Genomic DNA, 17098 nt, shown 5'->3' on the forward strand with positions numbered 1-17098 from the left:
ACAGCGTTCACCTGCGACGCGGTATGACGATCAGCCGACCGCCGCGGTCGAGGATCTCGACCGGGTAATCGTAGGTCTCCGACAGCAATTCGGTGGTCATCACCGCACGGGTCGCGCCGAAGGCGCGAAGGTGACCGTCCTTCATCACCGCCACTTTGTCGGCGTAGGCGGCCGCGAGTGTCAGGTCGTGGACCACGAGGAGGACCGCAGCGCCGGAATCTCGGTGCTCGCAGAGGATGTCGAGGACCTGCTCCTGATGCCGGATGTCGAGGGACGCGGTGGGCTCGTCGAGCATCATCACCGGGGTATCCTGCGCGATCGCCCGGGCCAGCGACACCCGCGCCTGCTGACCGCCGGACAGCTGCGGAAACGGCCGCGCCACGATGTCGGACAGGTCGCACCGGGCGATCGCGTCGGCGATCACGGCGGGGGAATCGGCCGCACGTGGGGTGCGCAGCCACGGGAAACGTCCCATCTCCACGACCTCCCCGACGGTGAACGGGGTGTCGACGCGGTTGTGCTGGGTGACCATCGAGCGGCGGCGCGCGAGATCGCGATGGGAGGTGTGGGCGACGTCGTGACCGTCGATGAACACCTGCCCGCGTCGGGGGCGGCGTACTCCCGACAGCACCGACAGCAGGGTGGACTTGCCACAACCGTTGGGGCCCACCAGCGCGACGAGCTCGCCGGGACGCACCGACAGCGACACCCCGGACACCACGTCGCGGCCACCGAGTTCGACGACGATGTCGGTGGCCTCGATCCCGGCGTGGGGGTCGGCCATCGTCACCACCCGGCCCCGGCGTGGCGGCTGCGGCGCAACAGGATGAAGAACACCGGGCCACCCACCAACGAGGTGAACACGCCCAACGGCAGGTCGGCCCCGCCGAGTACGGTGCGTGACGCCAGGTCGGCCGCCGCGAGGACCAGTGCGCCGCCGATCACGCTCGCCGGCAACAGCACCGCGTGACGCGGACCGACGATCAGGCGCATCACATGCGGCACGACCAGACCGATGAACATCACGATGCCGGTGAAGGCGACGGCGGCGGCGGTGAGGATCGCGACGAGCACGACGACCTGCCGGCGCACGGTCTCGACGTTCACACCCAGCGACGCGGCCTGGATCTCGCCGAGCGCGAGCAGGTCGAGCTTGTGCACCAGAAGCATCGCCGCCGCCACGCCCGCGACCACCAGGGGCAGCGTCACCCACACCGCGTTCCAGTTTGCCCCGGCGAGAGAACCCAACTGCCAGAACACGATCTGTTCGCGGGCGGCGGTGGTGGCGACGAAGGTGAGGTAGGAGATGATGCCCAGGGCGAACGCGTTGATCGCAATGCCGGTGAGCACCAACATGATCGCCGACGACGACCCGTCCCGCAGGGACAGCACGTACACCGCGGCGGTGGTGATCAACGCTGCCACGAAGGCCGCCCCGGCCAGTGCCCAGCCGTTCACACCGACCCCGCCGATCACGATCATCAGGCAGGCGCCGACCGCCGCTCCCGACGACACCCCGATCACACCGGGTTCGGCCAGTGGGTTGGCCAGCACCCCCTGTAGTAGGCATCCGCCCGCTCCGAGCGCGGCGCCGACGATGAGGCCCAACACGATTCGTGGGAATCGCACCACCCACAACGCGTGCTCACCCTGCGGATGCGACGGCAGCGATCCGATGTTCAGGCCGAAATGGTGGGCGATGCTGCCGAGTACCTCGCTCGGCGCCACCGGAATCTGACCGATGGCGGCCGACGCGACGACGACGACGATCGTCGCCACGATCAGTGTCGCGATGACCACCGGTGCCGAGACTCGTCCGGCCGCCCGCGCCCCCGGCCGCGACGTCGACGGTGACTCCGTGGGAATGCTCATGTTGTGCTCACGTGTAGATCGCGTGGGACAGTGCGCCGAGGACCCTCCCGACGTCGGGTCCGAAGGCGAGGATCTCGGTCTCGTCCATCTGCACCACGCGGCGTGCCCGCCCGGCATCGGTGTCGGCGACGCCGGGCAGTGCCAGGACACCGTCGAGTCCACCTACCGAGTCCGCGCCCTGGGTCATCACCAGGATGACGTCGGGGTCGGCGCGCAGCAGCGCCTCCGGGGTGACGGCGGTGAAGGCTGCGCTCAGACCCGCCGCGGTGCCGGCGTCCTTGCCGCCGAGCGCCTCGATGAGATCGTCGGCGCCGGAGTTCGGGCCGGCCAGCAACACCAGGTTCGGTCCGCGGATGTACAGGAACGCCATCGTGGGGTCGCCGGACGGGTCGGGGATCGTTGCCTGCGCGTCGGCGATCTGCGCCTGGGTTCGTGCCACCAGGGCGTCGCCCGCGGGCGTGACGCCGAGTGCGGCCGCCACCGCCCGGATGAGATCGGGTGTGGTGGACACCGACCGCGTGTCGGTGAACGCCACCACCGGGATCTGCGAGGCACGCAACGCTTCGACCGCCTGTGGCGGGGTGGTCGTCTTGTCGACGAGGACCACCGACGGGTTCAGCGCCAGCACGGCCTCGGCGTTGAGTTGGTGCCCGTTGCCGGTGACCACCGGCAGGTCGGCCGCCGACGGGAACGTCGTCGACTGATCGCGTCCGACGACGCGGGAGCCCAGTCCCAGGGAGAACACGATGTTGCTCAGGGTGCCGTTGCGGTCGATCGCGATGATCCGGCTGGTATCGGTCACGGTCACGCTGCCCCCCGATGCCGACCCGACGGTGACCGGCAGGGTGATCGTCGGATTCGAGGTCACCGGCACGACGTCCGCATCGGGCAGAGTGGCCGTTTGCGGGCCACTGCGCAGGTGCGCGGCCGCGTCCGACGGCGATGCCTGTTCGATCGGCGCGGTGCTGCACCCGGTGGTCAGCATCAGAGTGGCGGCCAGAGCCACCAGCGCGGCGAGAACCGCGGGCCGCCCCGACGGTCGACGATACCGAGCCCGCTTCCCGATCAGGTCGCCGCCGATGACGGGCGTGGCCGTCTCCATCTGTTGCACAGGCTCACCTTAATCACGGATGGTGAGAGGTCGGCGATGTACCTCCGGCCGGTCCGGGGCGCTCATCGGCGTTCACTAAGCTGGGGCCATGACCGTTCGTGCCCCGCTTCACCCCGGCAAACTCTCACCCATCCGCGAGGTGCCCGACTCGATTGCACGGCCGGAGTACGTCTGGAAGGACAAGGTCAACGAGGGACACGAGCCCTGGGTGCAGACTCCCGAGGTGATCGAGAAGGTCCGGGTGGCCGGCAAGATCGCCGCGAACGCCCTCGCCGAGGCCGGCAAGGCCGTCGCCCCCGGAGTGACCACCGACGAACTCGACCGCATCGCGCACGAGTACATGATCGACCACGGTGCCTACCCGTCGACGTTGGGCTACAAGGACTTCCCGAAATCCTGCTGCACCTCGCTGAACGAGGTCATCTGCCACGGCATCCCGGATTCGACCGTCATCGCCGACGGCGACATCGTCAACATCGACGTCACCGCCTACATCGACGGGGTCCACGGCGACACCAACGCCACCTTCCTCGCCGGCGATGTGTCGCAGGAGGCACGCGACCTCGTCGAGCGCACCCGCATCGCCACCGAACGCGCCATCAAGGCGGTCAAACCGGGACGTGAACTCAACGTGATCGGCCGGGTCATCGAGGCCTATGCCAACCGATTCGGCTACACCGTGGTCCGCGACTTCACCGGCCACGGCATCGGCGAGACCTTCCACAACGGGCTCGTCGTCCTGCACTACGACCAGCCCAACGTTGACACCATCATCGAGCCCGGCATGGTCTTCACCATCGAGCCGATGATCAATCTCGGTGGGCTGCCGTGGGAGATGTGGGACGACGGATGGACCGTGGTGACCGTCGACCGCAAGTGGACGGCCCAGTTCGAGCACACGCTCGTCGTCACCGACACGGGCGCGGAGATCCTCACGGTGCCTGACGCTTGACCGGGCCTGACGCTTGACCGGGCCTGACGCCTGACCGGCCTCACGCCGGATCGCGGACCCCCACCGGCTGATCGATCGAGGTCGTCGTCGTGCCGTCGCCGAGTTGCCCGGCATTGTTGAGTCCCCAGCAGTACAGTCGACCGGCCGAGATCGCGCAGACGTTGATGTTGCCGTCCAGCGCCGTCACCTGATCGATGCCCGCCACGTCGGCGGGCGTCGGCGCCACGTCGCCACTACTGCGCCAGCATGAGACACGACCGCTGACGACCGCGGCGCATCCACCGGTCCCGGTGTTGGCGACGTATCGTGCGCCGTCGAGGCCGATCGGCTCGGGGCGCACATGCTCGTTCTCGGTGCCCGCGGGATACTGGCCGGGACCGTACCCCCAGCAGTAGACCTGTCCCTCGGCGACGGCGCAGGTGTTGCTGGTGCCGGGACTGACCGAGGTCACTGAACGTAGTCCGGGCACCTTTACCGGGGTTGCGCGGTTCTCCCGGGTGCCGTCGCCCACCTGGCCGGTATTGTTCTGGCCCCAGCAGTACAGTTCGGCCCCGCGGGTGATGGCACAGGTGGTGGCGACCCCACTCGCGATCGACGCCACGTTCTCCAGACCGGCCACCTTCGTCGGATCGGCCACCGACGTGGATGTCGTTCCGACGCCGGCACTTCCGTACACGTTGTTGCCCCAGCAGTACACCTCACCCCGACGCACCACACATGTGGCGATCCCGGAGGAAACCCCACTGACATCGGAGATGCCGTCGACGCGAGTGGGGGTTCGCTGCATGTCGCCGCCCGCGAGGTCCTGACCCCAGCAGTAGAGGTAGCCCTTGCTCACCGCACAGACCCGGGCCTGACCGAACGCCACCGACACCGACGAGACATCACTGATGCCCGTGACCGGCGTCGGGACCGCGCGGTCGGTGGTCGTGCCGTCACCGACGGCGCCGTAATCGTTGTCACCCCAACACAACAGCGCACGCCCCTTGATCCCACAGCTGACGGTCGTCGAGGTGCTGACCGCGGTCCAGTCACCGCTCGTGTCCGGCGCGCTCGTGGCCGCCGGCGCACCGGTTCCCGACGCGGCGGCCGGCGGCGTGGACGGTTCGTCACCCGCCGACAACCAGATGGCGACACTCGCGACGGCCGCGACGAGGAGCATCACACTCACCACCGCCGTCACCAGCAGAGCGGTTCGTCGCGCGGATGAGTCACGTGGCGGCCCACCGACCGATGTCCGAGGGGTCTCAGGGGTGCGAGGTGCGCCCGGTGTGCCGGGATGCTGAGACGGCATCGGCGACGGCATCGGCGCCGCGGCCGGGGGCAGCGTCGGCGCAGCACCCGAGGACAGCAACGCCTGCCGGAGGTCGGTGGTGAAGTCGCGGCAGGTGGGATAGCGGTCGGCGGGGTTTTTGGCCATGGCTCGTGCGACGACCGTGTCGGCTGCCGGAGGTGTGGGGATGCGTTCGGAGAGTCGGGGTACGGCGGCGTTGAGGTGGCCGGCGATGAGGTGGCCGGGGTTGGTGGCGGGGAAGGGCGGGGTGCCGGTGAGGAGGGTGAAGGCGGTGCAGGCCAGGGCGTATTGGTCGGAGGCGGGGGTGGCGGGTGCGCCGTTCAGGACCTCGGGTGCGGCGTAGGCGAGGGTGCCGATGAAGGCGCTGGTGGCGGTCATCTTGGGGGCGTCGATGAGTCGGGCGATGCCGAAGTCGAGGACGGTGACGCGGTCGGGGTGGCCGTGGGGGTCGGTGGTGATGACGATGTTGTCGGGTTTGATGTCGCGGTGGATGATGCGGCGGGCGTGGGCGTAGTCGAGGGCATCGGCGACTCTGCCGATGATGTGTGAGACATCCTCGATCGGCAGCGCCGGGCTGTGATAAAGGTCGCTCCCCTCCAGATAGCTCATGGTGAACCACGGTGTGCCGTTGTCGACGCCATGCGCATGGACGGTGACGATGCCGGGGTGATCGAGGGACGCCGCCACTCGGGCTTCGTTGGCGAAACGATGAAAGAAGTCGGGGTCGTCGGTGTTGGCAGAAATGATCTTGAGCGCCTCGCGGCGATGCAGCGAGGGATGTTCGACGAGGTAGACCTGGCCCATGCCGCCGGCACCGAGTCTGCGGATGACGCGGTAGCCGGCGAACGTCGCGCCCGGCTGGAGCAGCATCACGCGTCGATTCCCCCAACTTCTTCGACAAGTCTGCAGCATATTAGCGAAGCGCACCGTGATCAGGAGCGCTCGGTCGGCGCTCATGTGGACGGTGGTGCGCCTGTGAGGCAAGACGTTGCACCGCGTGTGCCTATCGCGCCGGGCCGTTACCCCAGCAGCACAGGTCTCCCGGCTCGACCGTTCAGGTGGCCTCACTGCGGTCCCGGTGACCTGTCCGTCGGCGCTATCGGCCCCAGCGCAGCGCCCGGGCGTTCGAGATGGCGCACGTGTGGGCATCGCCGACGCTGATCGATGTCACATCGTCGACTCCGTGCACCTGCCGAGGGGACAGCAGATTCGGCGCACCTCGCTCGCCCGATTCGTTGACGCCTGCCTGGCCCGATTGATTGTCGCCCAGCAGTACACATCGGCCTTCGAAAGCGCACAGGCCGAACCGACATCACCTTCAGTGCTTCACGACGTCGGCGATGCGGGTGTTCGACGAGATAGACCTCGCCCATGCGCCCCGGCAGCCAGTTGTTCGATGACGCGATAAACGGCAAAGGTCGCACCGGCGGCCAGTGCCATCGATATCTCCTCACCCCGACGTTCTCGGGTGAGGTATCAAACCCCGGGGGCCCTCGCGTCGACGCGGATCGCGGAGGCGGGCTCTGATCGACGGCGCGGAAAGCACCCGAACGACGAACGCACCGATAGGGTGACCGACGTGACCGGGATTCGTGGTGCCGTACTGATCGGAGGGACGAGCTCGGACGCCGGCAAGAGCCTGGTGGTCGCCGGGCTGTGCCGGGCTTTGGCGCGACGTGGCGTGCGGGTCGCGCCGTTCAAGGCACAGAACATGTCCAACAATTCGGTGGTCACGATCGACGGCGGCGAGATCGGTCGTGCGCAGGCGTTGCAGGCGTACGCCTGTGGTCTGGAACCGTCGACCCGATTCAATCCCGTGCTGCTCAAGCCGGGCGGTGATCGACGGTCGCACGTGATCGTGCGTGGACAGCCGGCCGGAGACGTGGGTGCTCGCGACTACATCACGCGCCGGTCCCATCTACTCGAGGTCGTCGCCGATGAATTGTCTTCGCTGCGTGATGAATTCGATGTCGTTATCTGTGAGGGTGCCGGTTCGGTCGCCGAGATCAACCTGCGTGACACCGACATCGCGAACATGGGATTGGCGCAGGCTGCGGACCTTCCGGTGCTCCTCGTCACCGACATCGACCGCGGCGGATCGCTGGCGCACCTCTTCGGGACCACCGCCATCCTGGACAGCGCGGATCAGACGCGCATCGCCGGATACATCATCAACAAGTTCCGTGGCGATGTGTCGATCCTCGAACCGGGACTGATGCAGCTGCAGGCGCTCACCGGACGGCCGACGCTGGGCGTGTTGCCGTTCGACACCGGCCTGTGGATCGACGCCGAGGATTCGTTGTCGTCTCCGGTCGGACGCCGGGTGGGGCCGCCGGCCACGTCGGGCCGGTCGGACCACAACCTCACGGTGGCCGCGATCCGGCTACCTCGGATCTCCAACTCCACCGACGTGGAGGCCTTGGCGTGCGATCCGGGGGTGGATGTCACGTGGGTTGACGATCCGGGGAGCGTCGCCTCCGCTGATCTGGTGGTACTCCCGGGCACTCGGGCCACCGTGTCCGACCTCGCGTGGCTGCGGTCACGGGGGATCGACAGCGCCGTGCAGGCGAGGGCCGCTGCCGGCCGGCCGATCGTCGGGATCTGCGGAGGATTCCAGATGCTCGGCCGAGTCATCGTCGACGATGTGGAATCGGCGACGGGACGCGAACGGGTGGACGGTCTCGGCCTCCTCGACATCGACGTGGAGTTCGATCAGCAGAAGATTCTTCGCGAGGTCAGTGGCACCGGTGGGGGTCTCCCGATCAGCGGATATGAGATCCATCACGGACGGGTGACGCGTTCCGCCGAGGAACCCTGGCTGCGTGACGACCGTTTCGGCGACGAAGGCGCGGCTCGCGGATCGGTACGGGGGACACACTGGCACGGCCTACTTGCCTCGGACGGGTTTCGCCGGGACTTCCTCCGTTGGGCCGCAAGAGAATCGGGTCATAGCGAGTTCGAGCCCGACGAAACGGTCACCTTCGCCGACGTGCGCGCCGAGCAGGTCGACCGCATCGCGGATCTGGTGGTCGAGCATCTCGATCTCGATGCCGTCGTGGACATCCTCGCCGCCGGAGCTCGCGCGGACCTGCCGATCGTCGCCAGCGCGCTGATTCCGCGCCCGTGTTGACCTCTGACGTGTTGGCGATCACCTAGGCTGGACCGAGTGGACACACAACAGCGCACGGTCGATGTGGGGGATCTGAGTTTCGAGGTCACCACCGGGGGCCCGGACAAGGGCCCCTGGGTGCTACTCCTTCACGGCTTTCCAGTGAACGGTTCGTGCTACGACGCCGTCGTCCCACGTCTTCATGAGGCGGGATTGCGGACCATCGTGCCCAACCAGCGTGGCTACAGCCCGGGTGCCCGTCCCGACAAGGTCGAGGATTACCGGATCGATCATCTCGTCGACGACGCGATCGGCATCCTCGATGCGCTCGGCGTGCACTACGCGTTGTTGGTCGGACACGACTGGGGAGGGCTGGTTGCCTGGCACCTCGCCGCCAAGCATCCCGACAGGTTCACCGGATTCGTTGCGGTCAGCACGGGTCACCCGTCGGCGACCCGAGATTCACTGAACACCAGTGATCAACGGGAAAGATCCTCCTACATCAAGGATTTCATTGCCGAAGGTGCGGAGGAGAAGCTCCTCGCGCGCAACGGTGTGTTGCTGCGTCGGGCGGGTGTCACTGCGGAAGAGCTTGTCCCACTGAAGGAACCGGGGGCGATGACCGCCGCGTTGAACTGGTACCGGGCGAACTTCACCACCGACATCGCCAAGACGATGTCGTGCCGACCCGTCGAGATTCCCACCACCATGGTGTGGAGCGACGCCGACTCTGCGCTCGGGCGTGAGCAGGCCGAGCAGAGCGGACGGTATGCCTACTCGGACTTCCGCTTCTGCGTACTGTCCGGCGTCGACCACTGGATTCCGCAACACGCGCCGGCCGAACTGGCCAGCGAGATCTCCTTGCGCTCAGCAGTTTTCTGAGCGTCATCGGTCAGGCGACGCTCGACCAACCCCACCTCCTGAGCCGTCCCAACGGCCTCGTCGAGCACCCTCATTCGCCGGGCCGAGCGTGAGGCCTCGTTCCTTTGGTCGAGCCGTGGTCGAGCCGGGAGGAGGCTTGAATGGGGTTAGGGTGGTTGAGTTTCCAGCGTCGTCTTGCGTGGTCTCGACTCGGGCTCCGTTTCGACGGAGCCCGATTTCGGCGGCCGACCGCGAACGTGAGCTTGAGGAACTGGCCGCCATCGGCAGCAACCCACGCAACAGCCGAATCGAACGTGTCTTGGCCGCCAGACTCCACTACCGGCTCGACGACACCTCCTGAACCACCCCACCGGACCGTCCGGGCCGCACTGCCGCAGAATCGTTGTGGCCGTGGGCGCGGCGGTCACGGACTCAGCTTCGCTTCGACCGTCTCGACCGGCGAGATGGGGCCGTTCGGATCGACCAACGGGGCGGGTCAGATGTCCAGGCCGAGAAGGGCATTTTCCAGGACCTCCGGCATTGCCGGGTGAATCCAGTACTGCCCGCGTGCCATCTCGTGGGCGGTGAGCCCGAAGGACATCGCCTGGATGACGGGTTGGATGACGGTCGGAGCCTGCGGACCGATGATGTGGGCGCCCAACAGGGTGCCGGTACCCTTCTCGGCGATCAGTTTGCAGAACCCGGTGGAGTCCTCCATCGCCCAGCCGTAGGCGACGTCACCGTATGCCTGGACCTTCGCCGTGATGTCGTGGCCGGCCGCGCGGGCCTGCGTCTCCGACATGCCGACGCAGGCGATCTGGGGGTGGGTGAAGACGGCAGCAGGAACGTATCGATGATCAAAGGACTCGAGATCGTCGGCGTCCCAACCCTTGCACAGGTTGGCCTGCACGACACGCTGTTCATGATTGGCGACATGCTTGAGCTGGTACGGCGAACTGACGTCGCCAAGCGCCCACACGCCGCGGGCGTCGGTTCGGCCATGCTCGTCGACGATCACCCGGCCGTCATCAGAGAGGGTGAGTCCGATTGTGTTCAACCCCAGCCGATCCGCGTTGGACACTCGGCCGACGGCCACCAGGAGCACGTCGGCATCGAGATGGCTCCCGTCCTCGAGGTCGATACGAACTCCGCCCCCGGGAAGGTTTGCCGCCCCCGACACCTGCGTGTCGAGATGCACATCCCAGCGGTCCCGGGCGATCTCGGTGAACCGCTCCGAGACATCGTCGTCCAGCTTGCGGAGCAGTCGCGGTCCGCGGGCCACGATGGACACGTCGGTACCCAATGCGCCGAAGACATGCGCGAACTCGGCGGCGATGTACCCGCTGCCCACGATGATCATCCGTTGCGGCAGCTTCTCCAGCCGCATCACGTCATTGTTGGTGTAGTAGCGGACGCCGCTCTCTGCGATCGGGGTGGGGATGGTGGCACGCGACCCTGCAGCGATGACCACCTCGTCGGCGAGAACCACAGAATCCCCGGTGACGAGCCGATAGCGGCCGGAATCATCGCGACCGTCGAACTCGACATGGGTATCGAAGACGGTGATGTTGTCACAGTCCTCGACGCGATAACGTTTGCCGCCCACCGAGATCGGGTCGATCCGCCCGAAGACACGCGATACGATCGACGGCCAGTCGACCCCGTCGACACGCGAATGAACGCCGTACTTCTCACCGTGAGAGGCGATGTCGGCGACTTCGGAGGCGTAGACGAACATCTTGGTCGGGATACAGCCGACGTTGAGGCAGGTGCCCCCGTAGATGCTCTCCTCGAAGATGGCGATGCTCTTCCCGGCGAAGCGATCGTCGGGAATGGAGTTTCCACTGCCCGATCCGATGATGGCCAGATCGACAGATGTGGTTGTTCCCACGGGTTAGTGACCTTTCGCAGTCTGTTGTTCGTGCAGGGCCGCGAGCCATCGGTCGACCTCGAGGTAGGCCTGCTCACGGGCGTGACGTACCGACAAGAACACGTCGTGCCGGGCGTCGGTGATCGGGACGGTGGTGACTCGATTACCGAGGCAGCCACTCCACTGGGCGATCTGCCCGACATCGAGAACGGCGTCCGCGGTGTCGGTCGCCGAAGAATAGTGCGGGCTGAAATGTGTTTTGTCAGAGCGTAAGACGAGTGATGGAACGCCGACGTCGATGCCGTGGTGTAGGTGACGCTGAGCAGTTCGGGCGGCATCGAGGAAGCCGAAGGTCTTGGGAAACCCCCCGAGGGGCTTCTTTGCCAGGTCGTAACTCCACTCGCCGAACTTGCTCACGTGGATGCTGTCGCCGTATGCGGATGAGAACTCCTGCGGTATCACGGTTTTCGGCCGCACCGCGGCCACGATCCGGAACAAGAGGGTCACCGGGTATGAACGGAGGAACGGCGCGCCCTGCAGATCGAGCCATGGACTGTTGAGTACCAATCCGTGGATGCGATCGTGGCGGGTCGGGTCGGTTCGGCGGAGTCGGTCGAGCCAGAGCGCGGCGACCAACCCGCCGGTGGAGTGGCCGGCAACCAGGATCTCGGCGTCGGCGCCCACATCGGCGCCGATGATGTCGATCGCGGCGCGCAACTCCTCGTCGTACACCGCGAGATCGGCGGTGTAGTGCGGGGTGTGCTGGGGCAGCAGTGAACGCCCGCACTTACGCAGATCGATCGCATAGAACGCATAGCCGAGTTCGGCGAAGTGGTCGGCGAGGGGTTCATGGAAGAAGTAGTCGGTCAGGCCGTGCACGTACAGCACGGCTCCGCGTTCGGCATCGGCCTGACCGGCCGGGCGGCGGACGAGGGTCGCGGTGATGGGATCCTCGCCGTCGGGGTCGGGTCCGAGGTCGATGGTGCAGGTTTCGTAGCGGTCGAGGAAGTGGTCGGGTTGCCAGTCGTGGACGACGGCACCGGTGCTGCTGGTGGCGTTGACGAGGCCCTGCTGAGACGTCACGCCACCACTGTAGTGAAGCGGCACCGGCGGCACCGACCAGCGCTCGGCGTGCGAAAGTCGGGGTGCAGTGTCGCCCAGCCCACACTTGACAGGAGTCGATGCTGCCGGAGCGCCGCGATAGGGGACAATGGGCTATCGAGAAGGGACGACGGTCGTCCCGGCTGCGTGAATTGGGGTCCAGGTGTCTGAAACGGTGATCAAGACAGATGTGGCGTTGGTGGGCGCGGGCATCATGAGTGCCACTCTGGGAGCGCTGCTGCGGCAGCTCGAGCCCAATTGGTCGATCAGCCTGTTCGAACGGCTCGACGCCGCCGCCGCCGAAAGCAGCGACCCGTGGAACAACGCCGGTACCGGTCACTCGGCACTGTGCGAGCTGAACTACACACCGAAGACCGCCGATGGTGACGTCAACATCGACAAGGCCATCAACATCAACGAGCAGTTCCAGGTCTCTCGTCAGTTCTGGGCCCACGCCGTCGACAACGGCATCCTCGGCTCGCCCAGCGAGTTCATCAACCCGATCCCGCACGTCAGCTTCACCCACGGTCAGGCCGGCGCCGACTACCTGCGCAAGCGTTACGACCGTCTCTCCGGACAGGTGCTGTTCGAGGGCATGGAGTTCATCGACGACCCGGCCGAGTTCAGCGCACGGCTGCCTCTGATGGCCCAGGGCCGGGATTTCAGCGATCCGGTGGCGCTCAACTGGTTCACCGACGGCACCGATGTCGACTTCGGCGCCCTCACCCAGCAATTGCTGAACTTCGTCAGCCAGGGCGGCGACATCTACTTCGGTCACTCGGTGACCAACCTGAACAAGCAATCCGACGGCAGCTGGATCGTCAAGGTAAAGAACCGTCGCACCGGCGAGAAGACCCAGGTGCACGCCAAGTTCGTCTTCGTGGGCGCCGGTGGCGGCGCGTTGAGCCTGCTGCAGAAGTCGGGTATCGCCGAGGCGAAGGGCTTCGGCGGATTCCCGGTGTCGGGTGAGTTCTTCCGCTGCACCAACCCCGACCTGATCGAACAGCACGCGGCCAAGGTGTATGGGCAGGCCGCGGTCGGCGCCCCGCCGATGTCGGTGCCGCACCTCGACACCCGCGTCATCAATCACTCCAAGGGACTGCTGTTCGGCCCGTACGCCGGCTGGTCGCCGAAGTTCCTCAAGAGCGGCAAGGTCACCGACCTGCCCGCGACCATCAAGCCCGGCAACCTGCTGCCGATGATGTCGATCGCGCCGCAGGAGTTCGGTCTGCTCAAGTACCTGATCGGGGAGCTCGCCGCGAGCCCCGCCGACCGCGTGAAGACGCTGTCGGAGTTCGTACCCCGCGCCCTCGGGCACGACTGGGAGTTGATCACCGCAGGCCAGCGTGTGCAGGTGATCCGGAAGACCGGCGTCGGTGGCTCGCTGGAGTTCGGAACCGCGGTGGTCGCCGCCGGTGACGGCACCATCGCGGGTCTGCTCGGTGCCTCGCCCGGCGCGTCCACGGCCGTTCCGGCGATGCTCAACGTGCTCGAGCAGTGCTTCCCCACGCAGTATCAGGGGTGGACGTCCAAGCTGACCGAGATGATTCCGTCCTTCGGTCAAAAACTGTCGGGCAATCGTGACCTGTTCCGGCAGGTGTGGGATTGGACCAGCGCCAGCCTGCAACTCAAGGGCGGCGCCACCCAGTCCGCCGACGCGGGTGCGACCTCGGCCGGCTGACCGCGACGCCGTGATGTGCGGGAAGGTGCACGGCCCGGGGGTCCTGTGATAGTCACGACATCATGAGCTCAGCGACGTCGAACACGTACCGGCTGCATGACAGCGCTGCCGCCGACCTCGATCCCGCCACGCTGTATCGGATTCTGCGGTTGCGGGTCGATGTCTTCGTCGTGGAGCAGGCCTGCCCCTATCCCGAACTCGATGGCCGGGACCTCGAGCCCACCACCCATCACTGGTGGTTCACCGAGTCGACGTCGGCATCGGACGAGGTGGACGGCATGGGATCTCCGGTGGCGGCGACGCTGCGCGTGATGCAGGACGGTCTCGGTCCCGACGGCAGGCCCGAGTTCCGGATCGGACGGGTGTGCACCGAACGGGCCCACCGTGGCATGGGTCTGACCGCACAATTGTTGACCGCCGCACTCGAGGACATCGGAGAACACGTGTGCCGGATCGAGGCGCAGACCTACCTGAGGCAGATGTATGCGAAGTTCGGCTTCCGGGTCAACAGTGACGAATACCTCGAGGACGGGATACCCCACGTGTCGATGGTGCGTGACGGTGCTCGCCCGGCAGAGACGGACATGAGCTGAGATGACTGCAGATCTCCGGTCGGGACGGGGTTCTCGCGACCACGTCGCCGGCCCGGTGAGGTATCCGTTCACCGCGGTCGTCGGACAGGACCGCCTCAAACTCGCCCTCGTTCTCAGTGCGATCGCACCCGGGATCGGCGGTGTTCTCATCCGGGGCGAGAAGGGCACCGCGAAGTCGACGATTGTGCGTGCGCTCGGTCCACTCATTCATGACGCACGCGCGGAGGGTCACGGTGCCCGCGTCGTCGAACTACCCATCGGTGCCACCGAGGACCGGGTGATCGGATCGCTCGATCTCACCGGTGTCCTGCGCGACGGTCGGGCCGACTTCACTCCCGGATTGCTGGCGCAGGCCGACGGGGGAGTGCTCTACATCGACGAGGTCAATCTGCTTGCCGATCACCTCGTCGACGTTCTCCTGGACGCCGCGGCGAGTGGGCGGGTGACGATTGAACGTGACGGGGTGTCGCACACCCAATCTGCCGACTTCGTGCTCGTTGGCACCATGAATCCCGAAGAGGGAGAGCTACGTCCGCAACTCCTCGACCGTTTCGGTCTGGCCGTCGATGTGATCGCCGGACGCGATGTCGACGAACGGGTCGAGATCGTCCGCCGTCGCATCGACTTCGACGCCGATCCGGTGGGTTTCGCGGCGCGCTACGCAGATTCTGAAGACGAACTCGCGCAACGTATTTCGTCCGCGAGGGCAAGTATCGACACCGTCGCGCTACCGACCTCGCAGCTGCGCCGGATTGCCGGGATCTGTGCTCACCTGCAGGTGGACGGACTGCGCGGTGACATCGTCGTGGCACGGACAGCGACGGCCCACGCCGCGTTGCGTGGTGCCACCGAGGTCGATGCCGAGGACGTGCGCGTCGCCGTCGAACTGGCACTGCCGCATCGGCGTCGACGCAACCCGTTCGACGAATCCGGTCTCAGCGATCAGCAACTCGACGATGCGATGGCGGCCGGCGATGAGGCTGCCGGTGATGATGAGTCCCCGGAACCACCGGATGACCCCGCGTCGGGAGATCGTGAACCCGGTGACCCAGGATCCGATGGGGGAGAAGCGACGCGCGAGGCGCCCCGCGATTCCACCGAGCCCTCCACGCCCGATGGCGCCCCATCCAACAACGACGCCGCCCTACCCAACGACGAGGAGGGTGCCGAGTCGACGACGCCGGCCGGTCCGGCGCCGGGGGCACTGTTCGGCCGGCCCGCCGCGGCGACCGCCCGCCGGATGCGTCGCCTGCGTGTCGACGGCATCGGCGATGGCGAACCCGGCCGACGATCCCGCGCTCGGAGTCGACGTGGCCAGACAGTCGGCGCCACCGACTTCGGCCCCGGCACACCGATGCATCTGTTCGGCACGGTTATATCCGCCGCCGGCCGCGGCGTCGACGACGCCGGGCGGGTACGGGTCGCCGAAAGAGATCTCCGTGGGGCCGCGCGGATCGGTCAGGAAGCAAACCTGGTGGTCTTCGTCGTCGATCTGAGCGGATCGATGACCGCACGCCGCCGACTGGCCGCCGTCAGTGAACTGTGCGTCGATCTGCTCCGCGATTCCTATACCCGCCGGGATCGGGTGGCCGTGGTGATCGCGCGTGGCTCGCGCGCCGAAGTCGCTGTGCCGCCGACGAAGTCGGTCGACATCGCGGTGCGTCGGATGGCCTCGGTCCGTACCGGTGGCCGCACCCCGCTGGCCGAGGGGTTGCTCGCCGCCGACGAGGTCATCACCCGAGCCCGACGTGCCGATCCGCATCGACGCCCCTTGCTGGTGGTCCTGACCGACGGCCGGGCCACCGCGGGGGCCGACGCCGCACCCCGGGCCCGCGCGGCCGCCGAGATGATCGGCCGCAAAGGCATCGACGGCGTCGTCGTCGACTGCGAGCAGGGCATGGTGCGTCTGGGTCTCGCGGCGGAGCTCGCGGTGCACCTCAACGCGGAACTGTTGCCCATGGAGCACCTGAGCCTGGCCGCTCTGGCCCGCCCCGCCCATTCGGCCGCATAACGAGTATTCGAGGAGAGATTCTGTGCCGCAAGGTGTTCCGACCACCATTCCCGACGACGGCCTGACCACCCGGCAGCGCCGGAATCTCCCGGTGCTCGCCGTGCACACTGGCGACGGAAAAGGGAAATCCACCGCCGCGTTCGGTATGGCGATGCGGGCGTGGAACTCCGGTATGCGGGTGGCGGTGTTCCAGTTCGTCAAGAGCGCCAAGTGGAAGGTGGGCGAGGAGTCGGCCATGACCGCCCTCGGCGAACTGCACGAGAGGACCGGGCAGGGCGGACCGGTCGAGTGGCACAAGATGGGCCAGGGCTGGTCGTGGTTGCGCGCCAACGCCGATGACGCCGACGACCACGCCGCCGCGGCCCGCGCCGGGTGGGCGGAGATCGCGCGGCGTCTCGCGGCGAACGAACACGACTTCTACGTCCTCGACGAATTCACCTACCCGCTGGACTGGGGCTGGGTGGGCGTCGACGAGGTGGTCGAGGCACTGGCCGCGCGGCCCGGCCGGCAACACGTCGTCATCACCGGACGCCGCGCCCCGCAGGCGCTCATCGACGCCGCCGACCTGGTCACCGAGATGCGCAAGATCTCCCATCCGATGGACTCGGGCCGTAAGGGGCAGAAGGGTATCGAGTGGTGAGGC

Annotated in this window: 14 protein-coding genes; 7 read left to right on the forward strand and 7 right to left on the reverse strand. The window is 67.0% G+C overall.

Annotation, left to right across the window (positions count from 1 at the left end; genetic code table 11):
• Positions 1-7: 7 nt before the first annotated feature.
• The 3 genes from ACWDPV_RS22050 to ACWDPV_RS22060 are packed head-to-tail and all read right to left on the reverse strand — an operon-like array spanning position 8 to position 2857.
• Positions 8-784 (reverse strand): heme ABC transporter ATP-binding protein, encoded by a 777-nt coding sequence (locus ACWDPV_RS22050; RefSeq protein ID WP_449744683.1) that lies wholly within the window; start codon positions 782-784, stop codon positions 8-10.
• Between the two features lie 2 nt (positions 785-786).
• The gene (locus tag ACWDPV_RS22055; RefSeq protein ID WP_348808163.1) at positions 787-1872 is read right to left on the reverse strand and encodes a FecCD family ABC transporter permease; all 1086 of its coding nucleotides are present in this window, start codon (positions 1870-1872) and stop codon (positions 787-789) included.
• 7 nt (positions 1873-1879) lie between these two features.
• Complete coding sequence (locus ACWDPV_RS22060) at positions 1880-2857, reverse strand: heme/hemin ABC transporter substrate-binding protein (RefSeq protein WP_449744721.1); 978 nt, start codon at positions 2855-2857, stop codon at positions 1880-1882.
• Between the two features lie 214 nt (positions 2858-3071).
• On the opposite strand from ACWDPV_RS22060, the gene map reads away from it, so the two are divergent.
• The gene (gene map / locus ACWDPV_RS22065; RefSeq protein WP_449744684.1) at positions 3072-3935 is read left to right on the forward strand and encodes a type I methionyl aminopeptidase; all 864 of its coding nucleotides are present in this window, start codon (positions 3072-3074) and stop codon (positions 3933-3935) included.
• Positions 3936-3975: 40 nt separating this feature from the next.
• On the opposite strand, the gene ACWDPV_RS22070 is transcribed toward map, so the two are convergent.
• Together ACWDPV_RS22070 and ACWDPV_RS22075 are read right to left on the reverse strand one after the other, a co-directional pair.
• Positions 3976-6099, reverse strand: a complete 2124-nt coding sequence (locus ACWDPV_RS22070; protein ID WP_449744722.1) for a protein kinase domain-containing protein — start codon at positions 6097-6099, stop codon at positions 3976-3978.
• Between the two features lie 226 nt (positions 6100-6325).
• Positions 6326-6529 carry a hypothetical protein gene (locus ACWDPV_RS22075; protein ID WP_449744723.1) on the reverse strand — a complete coding sequence of 68 codons (204 nt, stop codon included), beginning with the start codon at positions 6527-6529 and terminating at the stop codon, positions 6326-6328.
• Between the two features lie 279 nt (positions 6530-6808).
• On the opposite strand from ACWDPV_RS22075, the gene ACWDPV_RS22080 reads away from it, so the two are divergent.
• Positions 6809-8359: a cobyric acid synthase gene (locus tag ACWDPV_RS22080; protein WP_449744685.1), complete on the forward strand. Its 1551-nt coding sequence runs from the start codon at positions 6809-6811 to the stop codon at positions 8357-8359.
• A 36-nt stretch (positions 8360-8395) separates the two neighbouring features.
• Entirely contained in the window at positions 8396-9220 is an 825-nt protein-coding gene (locus ACWDPV_RS22085; RefSeq protein WP_449744686.1) for an alpha/beta fold hydrolase, read from the forward strand.
• A 475-nt stretch (positions 9221-9695) separates the two neighbouring features.
• Here ACWDPV_RS22085 and ACWDPV_RS22090 read toward each other — a convergent pair whose 3' ends face one another.
• Positions 9696-11090, reverse strand: a complete 1395-nt coding sequence (locus ACWDPV_RS22090; RefSeq protein ID WP_449744687.1) for a mycothione reductase — start codon at positions 11088-11090, stop codon at positions 9696-9698.
• Positions 11091-11093: 3 nt separating this feature from the next.
• Positions 11094-12152 carry an alpha/beta hydrolase gene (locus tag ACWDPV_RS22095; RefSeq protein ID WP_449744688.1) on the reverse strand — a complete coding sequence of 353 codons (1059 nt, stop codon included), beginning with the start codon at positions 12150-12152 and terminating at the stop codon, positions 11094-11096.
• Between the two features lie 181 nt (positions 12153-12333).
• Here ACWDPV_RS22095 and mqo point away from each other — a divergent pair, with 181 nt between their 5' ends.
• The 4 genes from mqo (at position 12334) to cobO (ending at position 17095) form a co-directional block, all read left to right on the forward strand.
• Complete coding sequence (gene mqo / locus ACWDPV_RS22100) at positions 12334-13851, forward strand: malate dehydrogenase (quinone) (RefSeq protein WP_449744689.1); 1518 nt, start codon at positions 12334-12336, stop codon at positions 13849-13851.
• Positions 13852-13913: 62 nt separating this feature from the next.
• Positions 13914-14444: a GNAT family N-acetyltransferase gene (locus ACWDPV_RS22105; RefSeq protein WP_449744690.1), complete on the forward strand. Its 531-nt coding sequence runs from the start codon at positions 13914-13916 to the stop codon at positions 14442-14444.
• A 1-nt stretch (position 14445) separates the two neighbouring features.
• Positions 14446-16455 carry a VWA domain-containing protein gene (locus ACWDPV_RS22110; RefSeq protein WP_449744691.1) on the forward strand — a complete coding sequence of 670 codons (2010 nt, stop codon included), beginning with the start codon at positions 14446-14448 and terminating at the stop codon, positions 16453-16455.
• Between the two features lie 22 nt (positions 16456-16477).
• Positions 16478-17095, forward strand: coding sequence for a cob(I)yrinic acid a,c-diamide adenosyltransferase (gene cobO, locus ACWDPV_RS22115; RefSeq protein WP_449744692.1), 618 nt, complete (start codon positions 16478-16480; stop codon positions 17093-17095).
• The last annotated feature ends 3 nt before the right edge of the window (positions 17096-17098 follow it).

Source organism: Gordonia sp. NPDC003504 (genome assembly GCF_053587995.1).